A 19,505-nucleotide genomic window follows, 5' to 3' on the forward strand; every position below is an offset into this window, starting at 1 on the left:
ATGGCAAAGGACCTATTACTTGAAATTGGCTTGGAAGAAATGCCAGCCCATATTGTCAGCCCAAGTCGTTTACAATTAGAAAACAAAATAGTAAAATTCCTAGATGAAAATAAATTAACTTATGAGACTGTTCAAAGTTTTTCTACACCTCGTCGGTTAGCAGTTCGAGTGACACAATTACCAGAGCAACAAGAGGATACACACGAAGAGGTTAAAGGTCCGGCTAAAAAAATCGCCCAAGATCCTGAAGGAAATTGGAGTAAAGCAGCCCAAGGCTTTGTCAGAGGTCAAGGTTTGACTACAGATGCAATCACGTTTAAAGAATTGAATGGTGTAGAATACGTCTATGTAACAAAACATAACCACGGACAGAAAACAATCGATGTATTATCAGGGTTAAAAGAGGTTATTACAAGTTTGACTTTCCCAGTCACGATGCACTGGGCAGACTATGATTTTGAATATATCCGTCCAATTCATTGGATTGTTGCTTTATTAGATGATGAATTAATTCCATTTTCTGTTTTAGATGTAAAAACAGGCAAAAGTTCTCGAGGCCATCGTTTCTTAGGGGACGATGTAGTGTTCAATCATTCAAGTGAGTACGAAGAAAAAATGAAAGAACAGTTTGTCATTGTTGACCCTAATGAGAGAAAAACAATGATCGTTGATCAAGCAAATCAATTAGCTGAAAAAAGACATTGGACGCTAGAACTAGACGAGAATTTATTGGAAGAAGTCAATAATTTAGTTGAATATCCAACTGCTTTTGTGGGAGCTTTTGATGAGAAATATCTTTCTGTTCCAGATGAAGTCTTGGTCACTTCAATGAAAGAACATCAACGTTATTTTGATGTGCGTAATGCACAAGGCTTATTGTTACCGCATTTTATTGCGGTAAGAAATGGTAACAGTGTGCATATCGAAAATGTAATCAAAGGCAATGAAAAAGTTTTGATTGCTCGTTTAGAAGATGCGGAGTTTTTCTATAATGAAGATAAAAAGTTATCAATTGATGAATGCATCAATAAATTGAAAAATGTTACATTCCACGAAAAAATTGGTACGATTTATGAAAAAATGCAGCGAGTGAGTATTATCGGGCAAATTATTGGTAAAGAAGTTGGTTTATCAGAACAAGAATTGACTGATTTAAAACGAGCCTCTGAAATTTATAAATTTGACTTAGTGACGAATATGGTTGGTGAGTTTCCAGAATTACAAGGAATCATGGGAGAAAAATACGCATTACTTCAAGGTGAAAAACCAGCAGTAGCTCAAGCAATTCGTGAACATTATTTACCAACATCAAGTGAAGGAGAACTCCCAGTTTCTACGATTGGTGCAGTTTTGGCGATTTCAGATAAATTAGATAGTGTCTTTTCATTCTTTGCGGTAGGTATGATTCCAAGTGGTTCTAATGATCCATATGCATTACGACGTCAAACATATGGCGTGATCAGAATTATTGAAAATAAAGGTTGGCAGTTCCCACTAGTTCAACTTCAAATGGAAATCGATGCAGCCGTTAATGCAGACAGCCAAAAATATGGGATTCAGTTGACCGCAGGACAAGAAGAAGTCATTGATTTTGTAAAAGCACGTCTACGCCAGTTATTGATGACAAAAGATGTACGCCATGATGTGATCGATGCTGTGATTTCTTCTGAACAAAAAGACTTAGCAAAACTATTTTCATCAGCAACAATCTTGAAAAGGCATTTACTTGATGAAGATTTCAGACCCTCAATGGAAGCTTTGACACGAGTAATAAATTTGGCTAAAAAAGGTCGAGAGTTACTAAGTGAAGAAAATCATGTTGATGTGGCGTTATTTGAAAACAATGCAGAGAGAGCATTGCATAAAGCAGTAAATGAGATTGAAGAACAATTTACTGATAATACCATGTCAGAAAATTATCAAGCACTAGTGAATTTACGCGCATTGATTGAAGCTTATTTTGAAGAAACAATGGTTATGGTAGAGGATGATCAAGTGAAGGCAAATCGCTTGAATGAACTGAATCGAATTGCTAAAATGGCTTTATCATTAGCTAGTCTTGATTTATTGATTGTAAAATAAGAATAAAATCAAGTAGTAAATTGGAACAGACAGGCTATTTTTTGAAAATTTGTTTTTACAAATACTTATTCAGATTTTAAGTAGCTGGGATATAACGATTTTAGTTATGTTCCAGTTTTTTATACAAAATTTTTGAATTAGATTTAACAGATGGCAAGCAAAATTTTTTCTTAAATAATTTTAACGTGGTACGATAACCTTATCGATTGATAAGGTTGTTGTACTATTTTTTATTAGGAGGAAGTAAATTGAATCATTTCATAAAATTATTTAGTATTGCGGCTCTTACGTTCCTTGTGCTGGACTTTATCTGGTTACTATTAATTGCGAAAAAAATGTATCAAGATCATCTAGGTAACTTGTTAGGGTCAACTAAAATTGTTCCAGCCGTTATTTTTTATGGGTTATATCTGATTGGTATACTATTTTTTATTGTTTACCCTGCAATTGAAAAAGATAGTTTACTATATGCTGTTGCTGCGGGGGCGTTTCTTGGGGTGTTATGCTATGGGACATATGATTTAACAAATCTGGCTACAATTAAAGACTGGCCATTACTCATAACTGTTATTGATTTAGTGTGGGGTGGTTTTGTTACCGCAGTTACTTGCGGTATTACTGTCTTTGTTGCACAGCATTTTAATTGGAGGTAAGTCGTGTATGAGGAATCAATTTATTGATTATAAAGAGTTGCAGTTTGCGTTTCAACAAGGTGCTATTCAACTGATAAATGAGAAACAAGAATTGAATCAAATTAACGTTTTTCCAGTGTCAGACGGAGACACTGGAAGTAATTTAGCTTCCTTGATGGAGACGATACTTGAGGAATCAAAAAGTGATTCAACTTCAGTACTCGATGTATTTGAAAATATTGCAGAAGCTTCTCTGCTAGGTGCCAGAGGAAATTCGGGTATTATTTTTGCACAATATTTTAATGGAATTTATAACAATCTATTGCTTCAAGAGGAAAAAAATTCTGTTAAGAGCTTCATTAAGAGTGTGAAGTTAGCAATCAACGAGGCTTATCAGGCAATTGAAAACCCAGTCGAAGGAACAATTATTACTGTCATTAGATCTTGGGCGGAAGCTCTTAACGAAAGTGAGCAAATGAATAGTTTAGAAAAACTGTTACCACATGCCCTCACTGAGGCTAAGGAAGCATTAGAAAATACAACAAAACAATTAAAAATATTACAAAAAAATCAAGTTGTCGACGCAGGAGCAAAAGGCTTTTATTTGTTCATTGAAGGTTTTACCCAAGCGTTTTTAACGAAACAAGCAGTGACCAAATCAACGATTGATTCTAATTATTCTGTAAAACTTGAGGTTTCTGAGTCGTTTCATAAAGATACATCAGAGCCGAAGTATAGATATTGTACCGAAATTCTATTAGATCAAGTAACACGATCAAAAGATGAAATTCAAGAAAAATTAAGTGTTTATGGAGATTCATTAGTTATAGCTGTGAATCGGGGAAAAGCTAGAATTCATATTCATTCTAACTGTCCTGATCAAGTGTTGAGCTATTTAAGTACAGTAGGTCAACCAATGCAACAAAAAGCTGACGATATGTTATTGCAATATCGAGTAAATACACAAAAAAAAGCACCAATTGCTTTAGTAACGGATTCAATTGCTGATTTGCCTGCTGATTATTTACTAAAGAATCAGATTCATGTCTTGCCAATGAACATATTAATCGACAAGACCAGTTATATCGATAAAATAACGATTCAAAGTACTCGGTTTTTTGAGTTAACTGAAAAAAAGAACGAACGAGCGACTAGCTCTCAACCGACATTAAAGACTGTAAAAAATCTATTTTCATTTTTAGAAACTAGATACGAGGCGATTTTAGTTGTTACAGTTGCTGGGAAATTAAGCGGGACTTACCATACTTTGAAAGAAGCGGCCAAGCAAAGAGTATCTGCGAATACTAAAATTGAGGTGATTGATTCTAAACAAAATTCTGCTGCGCAGGGATTATTGGTAATGAGCGCGAATGAATGGATTCAATCTGGTATAGACTTTGAAGAATTGGTAAAAAGAACAAAAGAGAGAAGGAACCAAATTCAAATCTTAGTTAGTGTTGATGATTTGAATCCTATGATAGATTCTGGCAGAATACCTCAATTCATCGGGAAATTAGCAAAGAAAATCAATTTGAAACCTATTGTTAGTTTGAACAAAGACGGGGAAGGAAAGTTGAGTGATTTTGCCTTTAGTTTAGAAGGAAACGAAAAAAAAATTATTAATCAACTAAAAAAATTGTGTGAAAAAAGGATGATCAAACGTTACGCTGTCGTTCATGCAAATTCAGAAAAAAGAGCTTTGCAATGGAAAAGTAAATTAATAGAACAACTTGGTTTTCAACCGAGTTACGTTATGGATATCTCAACTGTTATTGCAATAAGTGCGGGGCAAGGATGTGTGGCTGTGGCAGTTGAATTAAAAGAAGGAGTGGATGTAAGATGATTATCTGGATAATTAGTTGTGTGTTATTTCTATACTTTACGGCGTTATTCTTTTTGGCACAATCGCTTCATAATAATTCTATCGTCGATTTGGCTTGGGGCATTGGTTTTGTTCTCGTGGCAGTTACGGGTTACTTAGCTATGCCTGAAAGAACAGTGGTTAGTACAATTATTCTTGTGTTAGTGACTATCTGGGGACTTCGTTTGTTTTTCCATTTAGCCAAGCGGAATATCGGGAAACCTGAGGATTATCGTTATGTGAATATGAGAAAACGTTGGGGAAAGAGTTGGGCAAAATTAAAAGCTTATTTAAATGTTTTTATTTTGCAAGGCATCCTTTTACTTATTGTTTCTATGCCAATCCTTTTTGTGATGACAAATTCTACCAACACTTTTTATTGGTGGAATGGACTGGGTATCTTGATCTGGATAATTGGCTTTGGATACGAAATGATTGGTGATTATCAATTAACTAAATTCAAAAGTGACAGTCAAAATCATGGGCAACTTTTAACGACTGGTTTGTGGGCCACGACAAGACACCCTAACTATTTTGGTGAAGCACTTGGCTGGTGGGGGATTTTTCTTATTAGTTTAAATGACGCACGAAATATTTGGGGGATCATTGGACCTATCACGATTACGTTGTTACTGTTATATGTATCCGGTGTCCCTTTGCTTGAAAAAAAATACAAAGATCGCTCCGACTTTATTGCTTATGCAGATAAAACACCGAAGTTTGTTCCATTTATTGGGAAAAAAGGATTATGAAGGAGAGAGTATGATGGATAAAAATCAGTCTTTAAGATCAAAATTATTAGTAACCATCATTTACGCTGTGATGCTTGGCACAAATGTAGCGGCTGTTTTGTTACCTTTAAATGGCATGACAACGCGAGAAGTTTCAGATACTTACCCCAATTTATTTGCACCAGCGGGTTTGACGTTTACAATTTGGTCAGTGATTTATTTGTCGTTGGCAGGTTTTGTTCTTTATCAATGGTTAAACCCTACAGAGCACTCTATTTTAGCTAATCAAGAAAACAGTAAAAAAATAAGGATTTTATTTATAATTTCTTCTATATTAAATAGCATTTGGCTACTGGCATGGCAATATCTCTATATTGGTTTATCGGTTGTGATTATGTTCGCTTTGCTAGTTGTGTTGATTTATGTGAATCGTATGTTAGCAAATATAAAGTTGATCAAAAAAGATGCTGTTTATGTAAGGTTACCATTCAGCATTTATTTTGGTTGGATTACAATTGCAACTATCGCAAATATAACAGCTTTTTTGGTTGATAAAGATATTAATTTTCTTCAAAATAATCAAATAGTATGGACGGTTATTATATTGATTGTCGGACTAATGATTATTGGTGTAACGATCATTAGGAATCGCGATATCCCATATGGTCTAGCAACTATGTGGGCTTACTATGGTATTTTGAACAAACATCAAGCATCAGACGGGTGGAATGGTGCGTATCCAATCATTATTAATGTGGTTACTATTAGTCTAATTATTTTAACCATTGTTTGTATCTTTGTATTAGTTTCTTCGATTAAAAGGAAAAAGAGGGTTATCTAGTATATGTTTCTTGCGCTGCTTCTGTTAAAATGACAATGAATTCAATTATAGGTGGCTAAGTAATGGATAAAGAAACGAAAAATACAAGAGTTAAAATTATTCAAGTGGCGACAAGATTATTTATGGATAATGGATACCAAAGTACTTCAACAAGACAGATCGCTCAGCTAGCTGAGGTGACGCAACCTAATTTGTACCATCATTTTAAAAATAAAGAAGAAGTTTACGTTGGAGTTATTGAAAGTTTGCTAAGTGACGTGAACCAAGAGCTTGTTAAAATTGTTGAAGATCAAGACCTTGAAACTATCAATAAACTACAAAAGTTTGCAGAGTGTCTCAAAACAAAACATCCTTTTGATTTTGATTTGATGATGCATGATTTTAGGACGAAGTTAACAAAAGAGACCCAACTGAAATTGTTTTCACTATGGAATAAGTCCTACAAAGTTCCATTGTTGAGTCTTTTTCAAGAAAATGATTTTTCATTGCGTCTGGGGGTATCGCCCGAAGTTGCGACCACACATTTCCTTAACACGTTATCTCCGTATATAAAGACGGAGCAAAGTAACACAGCACTGAGTATAGCTCAAGTTGTTGATCTTTTCGTCTTCGGAATTTTAACAAATAAAAAGTAAAAACAAGAACCAACGCAAAGAAATGTTTGCAGATGACTCTTGTTTTTTTGTTACTTTCTATTTTGTTTTCCAGCATTTCTACCTGTACCAGAAGCATTCTTTTGAACGCTTGCTTTTGGCATAGTTTCTTCTGCTGCTGGGGTTACATCTTTACGAGGTGTAAAGACTTGTTTCGGTGGATTTTGCTTTAATTCTTCCGCTACTTGAGCTTTAATTCTTGGTTTCAAGAATTTATTTGTAATCAATGTTTGGATACTGCTGAAAATCCCACCGACCACCCAATACAATGTTACACCCGCAGGAGAGTTCATTGACATGAATACGATCATTAATGGTGATACGATCAACATGGATTTCATTGTTTTCTTTTGCTCCTCTGGAATACCAATTGTAGAAAGGTACCCTTGAAGTAAGTAGGCAACACCTGCCAAAACAACAAATATGATGCTTGGTTGGCCTAGATTGACACCAAAAAATGAGGCATCGCTAATTCCTTTGGTGTACCGAGCGGCGAAGAATAAAGCAGAAAAGATTGGCATTTGAATCAACAATGGTAAACAACCGATACCACCCATCATGCTCATATTATTCTCTTTGTAGACTTGCTGCATTTCGGCTTGAGCTTGCATTTGTTCTTCGCGTGTGGTTGCTTCTTTTACTTTTGCTTGAACGGCATCGATTTGAGGCTTGATTGCTTGCATTTTTTCCGTTTGAATCATACTTTTTTTCGATTGGTTCAAACCTAGTGGCATAATGATAAGTCGAACAATGATTGTAATAAAAATGATTGCCCAGCCATAATTCCAATCGAAGTTATCAACAAGATATGTAATGGCACTACTCATTGGTTTCACTAATAAATTATAGATGATTCCTTCACCAGTTGGTTGACCATCTGATCCTGTCTTTACACATCCTGATAAAAATAGTACTAAAGTAAACAGACCAGAACTCAGTAGCCACTTATTTAATTTTCTCATTTTATTCTGTCCTTTTCTAAAAAATTTGCACAAGGTTAACTATACTTGAAAAAGCGTTTTTTTTCAATAAAAAATAGAAGAATCCGCCTCAAGACTGAGTAAGATTCTTCTTGTTTTAAATCAATTGGTAACTTTGAAGCTAGCATAGTCTTCAATCAATGGGTCTTCTTGGATGTCTACATAGGTCACGCGTCCCATCGGACTGGGTGAATCTTTGACTTTTTGAATAAAAGTGGACATAGAATCCTCATCACCTAGAGATTCAATTGAAACCGACCCGTCATCTTCATTTTTGACAGTACCATAAATTCCTAGCTCGTCGGCAACCATTTTAGTCATATAGCGAAAACCAACACCTTGAACTCGTCCTTGTACATTCATACGTACTTTTCTCATTGTTGCACACCTCGCTCTTAATTAAATCCAATGATAGCGATTTTTTTAGCAACTGGCAAGTAAGTAGTGACTGTCTGAATAAAAAAAACATGCTATAATAACAATGTGAGGTGTAGAAATGAAAGAAATTTTATCAACAAAAAATGCAATGATTAAAGAATTGAAAAAACTACATAAGAAAAGATACAGAGAAGAAAAAAAACAATATATCATCGAAGGATTTCATTTGATTGAAGAAGCAGTTAAAGCTAATGAACATATTTGCTGGATACTTTGTAATCAACGTGGGAAAAGTGAATGGTCGGTTTGGCTTGAGCAACAGCCAGAGGAGAATATCATTAATGTTTCCGATGAAGTCTTAGCGACTCTTTCAGAGTTGCCGACACCACAAGGGATGATTGCCATTGTTGAGATGCCAAAGTATGAGAACAATATCCAGTTCTCAGGTAGCTGGTTACTATTAGATAATGTCCAAGATCCGGGTAATGTAGGGACGATGATTCGAACAGCAGATGCAGCGGGTCTTTCTGGCGTAGTTTTAGGTGACGGAAGTTCAGATATCTATAACACCAAAGTACTGCGGGCGATGCAGGGAAGTAACTATCATCTGCCTGTTATACGAAAACCATTAGGTGAAGTTATTGGTGAATTAAAAAAAGCAAAGATCCCAGTTTTTGGAACTGAACTAAATCCAGATGCTGTTTCTTACAAGGAAATAACAAGTCAAAGTGATTACGCCTTGATAATGGGGAATGAAGGAAGAGGAGTCTCAACAGCGATTTTAGAGCAGACAGACAAAAATATTTATATTCCAATTAAAGGAGCCGCAGAATCATTAAATGTAGCGATCGCAGCTGGCATTTTAATGTATCATCTGACAGAATGACTGATAAACGGGGCTGAAACGAAATATAGACCGCATATATTTCGTTTCAGCCTCGTTTTAAATTTAATAAAAAATTATCAACTATACCAATTTAACTCCAGTACTGTTTACTGTATAATAATCAAGCTTAGATTTTTTCGCTGAGTAAATCAGAACGGAAAGAAGGATACCACAATATGAAAAAAAAGTTACTTATTACAGTGATGTTTTCATCATTACTATTTGTAACGGCTTGTACAAATCAAGCACAAACTAGAACTAGTGAAAGCTCTTCACACACAAAAAAGAGCTCTCTCAAAAAGAAAGCTGGTCATTTTGAGTACAATGATCAAGAAAGCTGGGAACAGGTATCAGGAAAGATGCAGTCACCAATTGACATTCCGATTTCTTCAGTAGAAAAGATGAATGATAGCGGAACAATCAAATTAGATTACAGTGGCAAAATCACTGAAGCTGAAAATAATGGACATAGCATTCAAGTTACGAATTCCGGCTCAGCTACAATCAACCAGCGAACATTTGCTTTGACACAATTCCATTTTCACGCTGAGAGTGAACATACGGTGGACGGAAAACATTATCCGTTAGAAGCACACTTTGTGAATCAGTCCCAAGAGGGGCGCTTAGCCGTTATCGGTGTGTTCTTTATAGAAGGATCCGATAATGAAGGATTTCAAGAAGTACTAGACGATGTGTCAGAAGGGAAAAAATCAGAAATTTTAGACATTGAATTAATGTTTCCAAAAAATATGAGTTACTACCATTATTTAGGCTCACTAACAACGCCGCCACTAACTGAAAATGTGGAATGGTATATTTTGAGAAATCCAGTAGAGGTCTCAAAAAAACAAATCAAAATGTTCCAAGAATTTTATAAACATAATAATAGAAATATTCAATCACTAAATGATCGAGTCATTCTTGAACATGATGAATGATCAAAAACAGTTCCTTTTCTGAGTGAGTTGCAGATGTTGAAAGTTATTTTGAAACATAATTTGTAAAACACGTGCAAAACCTGTTGAAATTGTTAAGGATCTGTTGTACAATAACAAAGGTGTTATTTTTTAGAATTTCTGGAGAATACATCAAATCCACATTTTCAGTATATTTCTTGTGAGGTGCTATAGGAATATAGTCCACAAGAGAGCTTAAAACTGGAAAGAGGGAACAAATAAAAACCAAATTGGAGGAAACAACCCATGGCAGTAATTTCTATGAAACAATTACTAGAAGCCGGCGTACACTTTGGACACCAAACTCGTCGCTGGAACCCAAAAATGAAGAAATACATCTTCACAGAAAGAAACGGAATCTACATCATTGACTTACAAAAAACAGTTAAATTAGTAGATGCTGCTTACGATTACATGAAAAATGTTGCTGAAGACGGCGGTGTTGCATTATTCGTAGGAACAAAAAAACAAGCACAAGAAGCGATCAAAGACGAAGCAATTCGTTCAGGTCAATACTTTGTAAATCACCGTTGGTTAGGTGGAACTTTAACTAACTGGGATACAATCCAAAAACGTATCAAACGTTTGAAAGATATCAACAAAATGGAAGAAGATGGAACTTTCGAAGTTCTTCCTAAAAAAGAAGTTGTTGGTTTAAACAAACAACGTGAACGTCTTGAAAAATTCTTAGGTGGTATCGCTGATATGCCTAGAATTCCAGATGTAATGTATATCGTTGACCCTCGTAAAGAACGTATTGCTGTTCAAGAAGCTCAAAAATTGAACATTCCAATCGTTGCGATGGTTGATACTAACTGTGATCCAGATGAAATCGATGTAGTAATTCCATCAAATGATGATGCAATTCGTGCGGTTAAATTGATCACTGCTAAAATGGCTGACGCTTTCATCGAAGGAAACCAAGGTGAAGATCAAGCTGTCGAAGAAATCTTTGTTGAAGAAGCGCCAGAAGCTGCAACTTCTATCGAAGAAATCGTTGATGTTGTTGAAGGCAGCAACGATTCAGCAGAATAATTTAAAATAACGGAGCTGTCTCGAAGGCTAGGCGAAAAAGCCTGATTCTCCTTTGAGATAGCTTTTTTAAAACGAATTTTATAATTAAATTATCTAGCTACGCAGGCTAGCTCCTCGGAAAAAAGACAAAATATAAATGAGGCAAAAAGCACCTCACTTATGTTTTCCTATTTTTCAGTCAGAGCTGAGCAATCCTGCTACGCTTTTAAAACTTAGGAGGAACAAAAAAATGGCAGATATTTCAGCAAAATTAGTTAAAGAATTACGCGACATGACTGGTGTCGGTATGATGGATGCAAAAAGAGCATTAGTAGAAGTAGAAGGTAACATGGAAGCAGCAGTTGATTACCTACGTGAAAAAGGAATGGCAAAAGCAGCTAAGAAAAATGATCGTGTGGCTGCTGAAGGTTTAGCAAACGTTGCTTCAAACGGTAACTTTGCAGCAATCGTTGAAGTAAACTCTGAAACTGACTTTGTTTCTAAAAATGAAATGTTCCAAGACTTAGTTAAAAAAATCGCTACTGAGATTGCTACAAACAAACCAGCAAACATGGAAGAAGCTTTAGCTCTTAAAACAGATAAAGGCACATTAGAAACTGAATTGATTGAAGCAACAACTGTTATTGGTGAAAAAATCAATTTCCGTCGTTTCGAATTAGTAGAAAAAGATGACAATGCTGCGTTTGGTGCTTATTTACACATGGGCGGACGTATTGCAGTATTGACTGTATTAGATGGAACAACTGATGAAGAAGTTGCTAAAGATGTTGCGATGCACGTAGCAGCTATCAATCCACGTTATGTGAATGAATCTCAAATTCCTCAAGAAGAATTAGAACATGAAAAAGCGATTCTTTCTGAACAAGCTTTAAACGAAGGCAAACCAGCTAATATTGTTGATAAAATGGTTGTTGGCCGTCTAAACAAATTCAAAGCTGAAATTTCATTAGTGGATCAACCATTCGTTAAAGATCCTGATATGACAGTTGAAAAATATGTTGCATCTAAAGGTGCAACAGTTAAATCATTCATCCGTTTTGAAGTTGGCGAAGGAATTGAAAAACGTGAAGACAACTTTGCAGATGAAGTTATGAGCCAAATCAAAAAATAAATCTGTTGCTATTGTAACAGTTGGGAACGCATTGAGATGCGCTCCCTTTTTTTAGGCAAATCAAAAGAAATAGACAATAGACTGGCAGAAAGTCCAGAGTATGTTAAAATGTTCTTAGACAAACGGTGGAGGGAAATCAAAAATGGTAAAACCTAAATATCAACGTGTTGTATTAAAGTTAAGTGGCGAAGCTTTGGCCGGAGAAGAAGGGTTTGGAATTAAACCTCCAACAATTAAAGAAATAGTAGAAGAAATAAAAGAAGTTCACGAATTAGGAATTGAAATGGCGATTGTAGTAGGTGGTGGAAATATCTGGCGTGGACAAATTGGTGCACAAATGGGTATGGAACGTGCTCAAGCGGATTATATGGGAATGCTTGCTACTGTGATGAATGCTTTAGCACTGCAAGACACATTAGAAAATCTAGGAGTTCCAACTCGCGTTCAGACTTCTATTGAAATGCGTCAAATTGCAGAACCATATATTCGTCGTCGTGCAGAACGTCATTTAGAAAAAGGACGTATCGTTATTTTTGCTGGTGGAACAGGAAATCCATATTTCTCAACTGACACAACTGCAGCTTTACGTGCAGCAGAAATTGATGCAGATGTAATTTTAATGGCTAAGAACAATGTTGATGGTGTGTATTCTGCTGATCCTAAATTAGATGCAAATGCAGTCAAATTTGAAGAATTGACACATTTGGATGTGATTTCAAAAGGTCTACAAGTGATGGATTCAACAGCAAGCTCACTAAGTATGGATAATGATATTCCATTAGTGGTTTTCAATTTAAATGAAACAGGTAACATTCGCCGTGCATGTCTAGGTGAAAATATTGGAACAACCGTAAGGGGGAAATAGAAAATGAGTGGAACTGTATTAGCAACAGCAAAAGAAAAAATGAGTAAAGCAGAACAAAGTTTACAACGTGAACTTGGTCAAATTCGTGCAGGGCGTGCAAATGCAAGCCTTCTTGATCGAATTCAAGTAGATTATTATGGAGCTCTTACACCAGTTAATCAACTTGCAGGCATCAACATTCCTGAAGCTCGCGTTTTAATGATTACTCCTTTTGATAAAAATTCACTTGAAGATATCGAAAAAGCGATTCAAGCTAGTGATATCGGAATCAGTCCAACAAATGATGGAACGGTGATTCGCTTAGTGATCCCGCAACTAACAGAAGAACGTCGTAAAGAATTAGCAAAAGATGTGAAAAAAGCAGCAGAAAATGCTAAAATCGCCGTTCGAAATATTCGTCGTGATGCTATCGACGAGCTGAAAAAACAGCAAAAGAGTAATGATATCACTGAAGATGAGTTACGTAACTTAGAAAAAGAAGCTCAAAAATTAACAGATGATAGTGTAAAAAATATTGATACTATCACTTCAGAAAAAGAAAAAGAACTTTTAGAAGTTTAAGTATATTAAAATAAAAACAACAAAAAATCAGACTTTAACTAGCGAGATTTATTGTTGTTTTTTTGTTTATTTAAAATAAAATTGTTATTTTAATTGGATAAAACAATTAATTATAAAATTATAACCTATAGAAATTGTAAGTTTAGGCAAGTGTATGAAAAAACATCTTGTTAAACGTTGAGTGTTATGGAATAATGATAATAGCTATATTTTTCTTAAAGGGAGATGAGAAAGTGAATTTTATCAAACGTGCATTATGCAGTGTCACTAGAAAAAAAGGGAAATCACTAATTTTATTTGCAGTGATATTTGTATTGGGAAATGTTATCGCAGGATCAATAGCGATTCAGCAATCGACACAAAATGTTGAAAAAAGTGTAAAAAAACAGTTAGGTGGTATGGCGACTGTTCAACTTGATTATGAAAACAATCAAGATGAGTTTTCAAAGGAAGATCTTAAAATTGAACAACTTAAAGTTGATTTAATGAAAAAAATAGGCGATTCTCCTTATGTAAAATACTATGATTATAATGCTGTGACGATGTTACAGACAAAAAATTTAAAAAGTGCTTCATTGGACTCAGAGCAATCTGGTGGGATGATGGAAGGAATTACCTTAAAAGGGTCAAACTATCCTAAAATCTTAGACGTTGAAGAAAAAAACATTAAATTAGTTGAGGGGAAAGTATTCACTCAAGAAGAAATTGATAATGGCAAAAATGTTGGTTTAATTTCTTCAAAAATTGCAGAAGAAAACGGATTATCAGTCGGTGATCAAATGGTCATGGATAGTAGAGGATATGATTATACTGAAGAGGATGGAGAAAAAGAATTATTTAAAATAGATATTCCCATCCAAATCATAGGTATTTTTGAACCGACAACTGTAGAAATGAAAGATAAAGAAAATAAGAAAAATGATGATCAAAATATGAATCAACAGTTTATGTCGTTACAACAACTTAATACTGTCTATCTACCAAACAAAACAGTATTGGATATCAATAAAGACTATTTAGAAAAATTAAAAAAAGCTGATCCAAATAGTCCCTTTTTATCAGAGGACAATCAAGAAGAATATTATACCCCAGTCTATGTATTAAATAGTCCAGAGGATGTAGAGGCTTTTAAAGAAGAAACGCAGCCCCTTTTACCAAAACTCTATACAGTAAAAGCTTCGGCAGATCAATACGAGCAAATTGGTGGCAGCATGAAGAAAATGTCTCAAATTTCGGGTTATGTAGTTATGATTGCGGTCATAGCAACATTGCTGATTATTTCTCTTGTTGTTTTACTATTTATGCGAGATCGTAAACATGAATTAGGTATTTACCTATCGTTAGGTGATAAACGAAGTCATGTTATGGGCCAGATTATTATAGAAATGCTTATCATAAGCGGAATTGCATTGCTTCTTTCATTGATTACTGGTAACTTCTTAGGGAAAATGGTTTCAGAATCTTTATTGAATAGTGATCTTTTAAATAGCGCGAATGATCAGATGGGTATGTTTATGGGATTTGACGGCTTAGGGGCAACTGAGCTTACATCAGATGACATCATGAATGCATATGAAGTGAAATTCTCACTAGGTTATATCATCACTTATTTAGTCGTTGGATTAGGAACGGTATTATTAGCAGCAATTTTACCATTGTTGTACATTGTTCGCTTGAATCCGAAGAAAATCATGATGTAGGAGGTAAGGGAAATGGCAATTTTAGAAACAAAAAATCTTAGTTATTTTTATCAAGATGGCGATCAACGTCGTTTTATTTTAAAAGATACCAATGTTTCTTTTGAACAAGGAAAATTTCATACCATTTTAGGTCAATCTGGCTCAGGAAAAACAACATTTCTTTCATTGATAAGTGCTTTAGACACCCCTAAGGAAGGTCAAGTTTTATTAAATGGGAAGGATATTAAGACGATTGGTTATGAGAAGTATCGTCGTGATGAAATCAGTATTATATTCCAGAGTTATAACTTAGTCCCTTATCTAACAGCATTAGAGAATGTCTTGGTAGCAATGTCTATCACCGACAATGAGTTGCCAGCTAACCAAAAGGAAGTGGCTTATAATCTTTTAGATTATATTGGGATCACAAGTGAGAAGGCTGATCGTCTTGTAAATCAGCTGTCTGGTGGTGAACAACAGCGTGTAGCGATTGCACGGGCTTTAGCTACAAATGTTGATGTTATTTTAGCAGATGAACCAACTGGGAATTTAGATGAAGGAATGGAACAAGAGATTGTTGATATTTTTCAAAACCTTGCCAAAGTGCATAACAAATGTGTTATTGTCGTGACACACTCGAATGATATTGCGGAGCAATCTGATGAGACCTATTACCTGAAAAAAGGTGTGTTAAAAAAGTATGAGTGATTTTTTATCAAATTTCAGCGGGGATAATTATGAAAAGACCCGTCAAGAAAAAAACGAGCAAAAAGAGCAATTGAGCAATCCAAGATCGACAAAAAAAACAAGAACAATAAAAATGCCGACTGGTAAAGAAAAATTAGTTGAGGAGAAAAAGGAAAATTCTACAGAGAATACTTTTGGACCTCAAAACAGTCCGTCTAATACTAAATCAATTGAAACTAAAACTGATTCAGAAACTAAAACAGAGAATCTTGAAGAGTTGATTTATACTAAAAAGCGTGCCAAAAAGAAAAAGTATGAACCGAAAAAAGAGCCAAATAAAACAGAAAATGAATCGGTTGTAGCAATACCGATTAATCAATCAAAGAACCCAGAAGAAGTGATTGAAACAGATCCAACATACAAAAAGAAAAAGATAAGAAAATTTATTTTTATCAGTCTTGGTAGTTTAGCAGCTGTTTTTTTACTATACTTTGGGTATTATCAAATGACTCATGTAAAAGTGCCGAATTTTGAAGGTAAGGAGCTATCTGAAGTTCGTGAATGGACCACAGAAAATGGTGTTAAACTTCAAGTAGAGCAAAAGTATGACTTTAATAAAGAAGCAAATGTAATCATTCACCAGACTGTAAAAAATAAAAATATCAAAAAAGGTAAAGAGCTAGTCGTTGATGCTAGTTTAGGGGCTGATCCAGAAGGAGCTGTATCCCTGCCAGATTTTAAATCAATGAAGCTCAAAGAAGCCAAAAGCTGGATAAGTGAGCAAAAAGCTGATAACCTCGCAGTTATTGAAGAATATAGTGATACAGTGCCAGCAGGTGACTATCTAAAATTTGAAATAACGAATAAAGATGTAAAAGCTGAAAATTACAAACGTAAAGACAAAGCAAAAGTATATTATTCTAAAGGCAAAGAAGTCTTTGAAAAAGATATATCAGTACCTGATTTTGCTAGTAAGACAAAAGAAGAAGCAACAGAGTGGGCTAAGAAAAATGAAATTTCGCTAAAAGTAGATGAAGCAGATTCTGACAATGTTGAGAATGGAAAAATCATCTCGCAAAGTATTGGAAAAGATACAAAAGTTGCCAAAAAAGAAACAATGTCAATTACGGTTTCAACTGGTAAAGCTTTAGTAGTTCCAGATTTTTCACAATTTACAGCAGAAGAAGCAGAAGCAAAAGCAAATGGATTACAAGTGCAAGTGAAACAATTATTCAACGATGACGTTCCATATGGTCGCTTTATTAGTCAGTCTGTAGAAATTGGAAAAAAATATAAGGAAAAAGAGGAGAAACCTGTAATTCAGGTGGTTTACTCATTTGGAAAACCATATATTAAAGACTTACGCGATAATACCTTAGAAGGAGACTTGCAAAAGATTTTCTATGACGAATACCAATCTAAAGGAGCTAACATCACTTATCAAGTTTATTATGTTGATTCAACAGTCACAAAAGGAACTGTTGTTAACATGAGTCAGTATAATGAATTTGTTCCGAGTAACTCGGTTGTTCAAATCGGTATTAGCAAGGGGAATCTAAAACCAGAAGAAAATAAACCCTCTGAGAAAGAAGAGTAACTAATCACCAAAGTCATTCAAAAATAGCTGCTTTTTAGCAAGAATTTGAGGTAGAAGTTTTTTTAGAGATTGACTTTTGTGTCCTTCTTTTATCCGGATTCCTTGAGACTGGATTGTAACTCGTAGAGTTATGAGCCAGTCTCTCTCTTTTTATGATTTTGGACTAAAAAAATTGTCAAGAGCTCACGTTCTGGAGTAGATTTAGTTTGGTTTCTACGGGAATTACTGTAATTCAGCTATAAAATTATTAAATAATGTCGAAATTCTTTCATTTGCATAGGTTTTTCTGAAAGATATTGCTATAATAGTCTAGACAGATTTTTGAAATGGAGGGAAAAATATGTTACGTTTTTTTCCGCAGAAGAATAAATACATACAAGCAGAGAGCAAATTTACTTTTAACAGCGAAGGGCCAATTCCAAAACATGTAGCAGTTATTATGGATGGGAATGGACGCTGGGCTCAAAATCGACGCTTGCCGAGAGTTGCTGGACATAAAGAAGGAATGAACACTGTTAAAAAAATTACAAAGCATGCTAGTAAATTAGGGATAAAAGTTTTGACTTTGTACGCATTTTCAACTGAAAATTGGAAACGACCAACAGATGAAGTCAGTTTTTTAATGCAGTTACCTGTAGATTTTTTCGATACTTTTGTACCTGAATTGATTAAAGAGAATGTCAAAGTTCATGTGATGGGCTACAAAGAATTTTTGCCAGCCCATACTCAAGATGCAGTGGAACGCGCAATTGAACAGACAAAAGACAACACTGGTATGGTTTTGAATTTTGCTTTAAACTATGGTTCACGAGCTGAAATTATTACAGCCGTTAAAGAAATTGCTGAAAAAACGGCAAATAGTGAACTTACACCGGAAGATATTACGGAAGCAACTATCGCAGATCACTTGATGACAGGCTTTTTAACAGATGATTTAAGAGATCCAGAATTATTGATTCGAACCAGTGGAGAAGAACGAATCAGCAATTTTTTACTTTGGCAGATCGCATATAGCGAATTGTTTTTTACGGATGCATTGTGGCCCGATTTTAATAGCGAGTTATTAGAAAGTGCTCTCGCATCATTTCAAAATAGGAATCGCCGATTTGGTGGTTTAAAAGAATCAGAGGAGGAATAAAAATGAGACAGCGCGTTATTACAGCAGCCGTAGCATTAGTTGTTTTTATACCGATCATTTGGTATGGGGAATTTGTAATTGAGTTAGCGGCTGCACTGTTAGCAGTTGTTGGTGTTTATGAGTTATTCAGGATGAAAGGCTTAGAAATCGCTAGTTTTGAAGGAATACTTTCGGCTTTAGGGGCAGTATTTTTGGTTTTACCAAAAGATCGTTGGTTCTTCTTTTTACCAGAAAAAGCAGATAATTTTATTTTATTTTATTTAACAGTCATGATATTACTTGGTGGGCTAGTTGCTTCAAAAAATATGTATACTATCTCTCAAGCTGGTTTTCCGGTTATTACAAGTTTGTATGTTGGGGTTGGTTTTCAAAACTTTGTGAGTGCTAGACATACTGGTTTTGTCGTTTTACTATATGCATTATTTGTTGTATGGTCAACGGATATCGGTGCTTATTTCATCGGAAAACGGTTTGGAAAAAGAAAATTATGGCCGGAAGTTTCACCAAACAAAACGATTGAAGGTTCGTTAGGAGGAATCCTCAGTGCAGTTGTCGTGTCGTTCTTATTCTTGATGCTCACACCGAATAAAGAATTATTTGTGTACAATTTACCAATTATGTTGATCATAACAATAGTATTTTCAATGGTTGGTCAATTTGGTGATTTAGTTGAATCATCTATCAAACGGCATTACGATGTAAAAGATTCTGGAAATATTTTACCAGGACATGGTGGGATATTAGACCGTTTTGACAGTTTACTTTTTGTTTTTCCAATTATGCATTTATTCGGACTATTTTAATTTCTAAACAAGAAGGGAAGGTAAAAAAC

19 protein-coding genes are annotated in these 19,505 nt (G+C 35.0%); 17 read left to right on the top strand and 2 right to left on the bottom strand.

Translation table 11 applies throughout. From position 1 onward, the window contains the following. The 6 genes from glyS to AC4BB5_RS08620 all read left to right on the top strand — a co-directional run bounded on the left by glyS (window position 1) and on the right by AC4BB5_RS08620 (window position 6,782). Window positions 1–2,082: a glycine--tRNA ligase subunit beta gene (gene glyS, locus AC4BB5_RS08595; RefSeq protein ID WP_490458923.1), complete on the top strand. Its 2,082-nt coding sequence runs from the start codon at window positions 1–3 to the stop codon at window positions 2,080–2,082. A 248-nt stretch (window positions 2,083–2,330) separates the two neighbouring features. Next, window positions 2,331–2,735 carry a DUF2177 family protein gene (locus tag AC4BB5_RS08600; RefSeq protein ID WP_490458924.1) on the top strand — a complete coding sequence of 135 codons (405 nt, stop codon included), beginning with the start codon at window positions 2,331–2,333 and terminating at the stop codon, window positions 2,733–2,735. A 7-nt stretch (window positions 2,736–2,742) separates the two neighbouring features. Further along, a complete protein-coding gene (locus AC4BB5_RS08605; protein ID WP_490458925.1) occupies window positions 2,743–4,557 on the top strand; it encodes a DAK2 domain-containing protein in 1,815 nt (604 codons plus the stop codon). Continuing rightward, window positions 4,554–5,327: a DUF1295 domain-containing protein gene (locus AC4BB5_RS08610; RefSeq protein ID WP_490458926.1), complete on the top strand. Its 774-nt coding sequence runs from the start codon at window positions 4,554–4,556 to the stop codon at window positions 5,325–5,327. The genes AC4BB5_RS08605 and AC4BB5_RS08610 overlap by 4 nt, the downstream gene beginning before the upstream one ends. Before the next feature lie 13 nt (window positions 5,328–5,340). Continuing rightward, window positions 5,341–6,147 (top strand): TspO-related membrane protein, encoded by an 807-nt coding sequence (locus AC4BB5_RS08615; RefSeq protein ID WP_490458927.1) that lies wholly within the window; start codon window positions 5,341–5,343, stop codon window positions 6,145–6,147. A gap of 62 nt (window positions 6,148–6,209) precedes the next feature. Then, a complete protein-coding gene (locus tag AC4BB5_RS08620) occupies window positions 6,210–6,782 on the top strand; it encodes a TetR/AcrR family transcriptional regulator (protein WP_490458928.1) in 573 nt (190 codons plus the stop codon). Window positions 6,783–6,832: 50 nt separating this feature from the next. Here AC4BB5_RS08620 and yidC read toward each other — a convergent pair whose 3' ends face one another. Together yidC and AC4BB5_RS08630 are read right to left on the bottom strand one after the other, a co-directional pair. Then, window positions 6,833–7,762 carry a membrane protein insertase YidC gene (gene yidC, locus AC4BB5_RS08625; RefSeq protein ID WP_490458929.1) on the bottom strand — a complete coding sequence of 310 codons (930 nt, stop codon included), beginning with the start codon at window positions 7,760–7,762 and terminating at the stop codon, window positions 6,833–6,835. A 120-nt stretch (window positions 7,763–7,882) separates the two neighbouring features. Beyond that, window positions 7,883–8,158, bottom strand: coding sequence for an acylphosphatase (locus tag AC4BB5_RS08630; RefSeq protein WP_490458930.1), 276 nt, complete (start codon window positions 8,156–8,158; stop codon window positions 7,883–7,885). Window positions 8,159–8,276: 118 nt separating this feature from the next. Between AC4BB5_RS08630 and AC4BB5_RS08635 the strand changes: the two genes are divergently transcribed. From AC4BB5_RS08635 to AC4BB5_RS08685, 11 genes are all read left to right on the top strand, one after another. Next, window positions 8,277–9,044, top strand: coding sequence for a TrmH family RNA methyltransferase (locus tag AC4BB5_RS08635; protein WP_490458931.1), 768 nt, complete (start codon window positions 8,277–8,279; stop codon window positions 9,042–9,044). A gap of 176 nt (window positions 9,045–9,220) precedes the next feature. After that, a complete protein-coding gene (locus AC4BB5_RS08640; protein WP_490458932.1) occupies window positions 9,221–9,982 on the top strand; it encodes a carbonic anhydrase in 762 nt (253 codons plus the stop codon). Window positions 9,983–10,246: 264 nt separating this feature from the next. After that, complete coding sequence (gene rpsB / locus AC4BB5_RS08645) at window positions 10,247–11,035, top strand: 30S ribosomal protein S2 (RefSeq protein ID WP_010772651.1); 789 nt, start codon at window positions 10,247–10,249, stop codon at window positions 11,033–11,035. A 229-nt stretch (window positions 11,036–11,264) separates the two neighbouring features. Further along, window positions 11,265–12,146, top strand: a complete 882-nt coding sequence (tsf, locus tag AC4BB5_RS08650) for a translation elongation factor Ts (RefSeq protein ID WP_490458933.1) — start codon at window positions 11,265–11,267, stop codon at window positions 12,144–12,146. A 142-nt stretch (window positions 12,147–12,288) separates the two neighbouring features. Further along, window positions 12,289–13,011 (top strand): UMP kinase, encoded by a 723-nt coding sequence (gene pyrH, locus AC4BB5_RS08655; protein ID WP_010761216.1) that lies wholly within the window; start codon window positions 12,289–12,291, stop codon window positions 13,009–13,011. A 3-nt stretch (window positions 13,012–13,014) separates the two neighbouring features. Further along, entirely contained in the window at window positions 13,015–13,572 is a 558-nt protein-coding gene (gene frr, locus AC4BB5_RS08660; RefSeq protein ID WP_071877310.1) for a ribosome recycling factor, read from the top strand. A 233-nt stretch (window positions 13,573–13,805) separates the two neighbouring features. Then, window positions 13,806–15,272 (top strand): ABC transporter permease, encoded by a 1,467-nt coding sequence (locus AC4BB5_RS08665; protein ID WP_490458934.1) that lies wholly within the window; start codon window positions 13,806–13,808, stop codon window positions 15,270–15,272. Between the two features lie 12 nt (window positions 15,273–15,284). Next, window positions 15,285–15,959, top strand: coding sequence for an ABC transporter ATP-binding protein (locus AC4BB5_RS08670; protein WP_490458935.1), 675 nt, complete (start codon window positions 15,285–15,287; stop codon window positions 15,957–15,959). Beyond that, a complete protein-coding gene (locus AC4BB5_RS08675; RefSeq protein ID WP_490458936.1) occupies window positions 15,952–17,535 on the top strand; it encodes a PASTA domain-containing protein in 1,584 nt (527 codons plus the stop codon). Before AC4BB5_RS08670 ends, AC4BB5_RS08675 begins: the two co-directional genes overlap by 8 nt. A gap of 340 nt (window positions 17,536–17,875) precedes the next feature. Then, window positions 17,876–18,673 carry an undecaprenyl pyrophosphate synthase gene (gene uppS, locus AC4BB5_RS08680; RefSeq protein ID WP_490458937.1) on the top strand — a complete coding sequence of 266 codons (798 nt, stop codon included), beginning with the start codon at window positions 17,876–17,878 and terminating at the stop codon, window positions 18,671–18,673. Between the two features lie 2 nt (window positions 18,674–18,675). Further along, complete coding sequence (locus tag AC4BB5_RS08685) at window positions 18,676–19,476, top strand: phosphatidate cytidylyltransferase (RefSeq protein WP_490458938.1); 801 nt, start codon at window positions 18,676–18,678, stop codon at window positions 19,474–19,476. The last annotated feature ends 29 nt before the right edge of the window (window positions 19,477–19,505 follow it).

The sequence above is a fragment of the Enterococcus sp. AMC1252 genome, from assembly GCF_058216515.1.

Excerpts from the sequence above, each read along its gene's own strand:
- AC4BB5_RS08670 (WP_490458935.1), top strand. The coding sequence starts at position 15,285 with ATGGCAATTTTAGAAACAAAAAATCTTAGTTATTTTTATCAAGATGGC.
- glyS (WP_490458923.1), top strand. The coding sequence starts at position 1 with ATGGCAAAGGACCTATTACTTGAAATTGGCTTGGAAGAAATGCCAGCC.
- AC4BB5_RS08675 (WP_490458936.1), top strand. The coding sequence starts at position 15,952 with ATGAGTGATTTTTTATCAAATTTCAGCGGGGATAATTATGAAAAGACC.
- pyrH (WP_010761216.1), top strand. The coding sequence starts at position 12,289 with ATGGTAAAACCTAAATATCAACGTGTTGTATTAAAGTTAAGTGGCGAA.
- uppS (WP_490458937.1), top strand. The coding sequence starts at position 17,876 with ATGTTACGTTTTTTTCCGCAGAAGAATAAATACATACAAGCAGAGAGC.
- tsf (WP_490458933.1), top strand. The coding sequence starts at position 11,265 with ATGGCAGATATTTCAGCAAAATTAGTTAAAGAATTACGCGACATGACT.
- AC4BB5_RS08605 (WP_490458925.1), top strand. The coding sequence starts at position 2,743 with ATGAGGAATCAATTTATTGATTATAAAGAGTTGCAGTTTGCGTTTCAA.
- AC4BB5_RS08610 (WP_490458926.1), top strand. The coding sequence starts at position 4,554 with ATGATTATCTGGATAATTAGTTGTGTGTTATTTCTATACTTTACGGCG.
- AC4BB5_RS08685 (WP_490458938.1), top strand. The coding sequence starts at position 18,676 with ATGAGACAGCGCGTTATTACAGCAGCCGTAGCATTAGTTGTTTTTATA.
- AC4BB5_RS08630 (WP_490458930.1), bottom strand. The coding sequence starts at position 8,158 with ATGAGAAAAGTACGTATGAATGTACAAGGACGAGTTCAAGGTGTTGGT.
- AC4BB5_RS08640 (WP_490458932.1), top strand. The coding sequence starts at position 9,221 with ATGAAAAAAAAGTTACTTATTACAGTGATGTTTTCATCATTACTATTT.
- rpsB (WP_010772651.1), top strand. The coding sequence starts at position 10,247 with ATGGCAGTAATTTCTATGAAACAATTACTAGAAGCCGGCGTACACTTT.
- frr (WP_071877310.1), top strand. The coding sequence starts at position 13,015 with ATGAGTGGAACTGTATTAGCAACAGCAAAAGAAAAAATGAGTAAAGCA.
- AC4BB5_RS08615 (WP_490458927.1), top strand. The coding sequence starts at position 5,341 with ATGGATAAAAATCAGTCTTTAAGATCAAAATTATTAGTAACCATCATT.
- AC4BB5_RS08635 (WP_490458931.1), top strand. The coding sequence starts at position 8,277 with ATGAAAGAAATTTTATCAACAAAAAATGCAATGATTAAAGAATTGAAA.
- AC4BB5_RS08620 (WP_490458928.1), top strand. The coding sequence starts at position 6,210 with ATGGATAAAGAAACGAAAAATACAAGAGTTAAAATTATTCAAGTGGCG.
- yidC (WP_490458929.1), bottom strand. The coding sequence starts at position 7,762 with ATGAGAAAATTAAATAAGTGGCTACTGAGTTCTGGTCTGTTTACTTTA.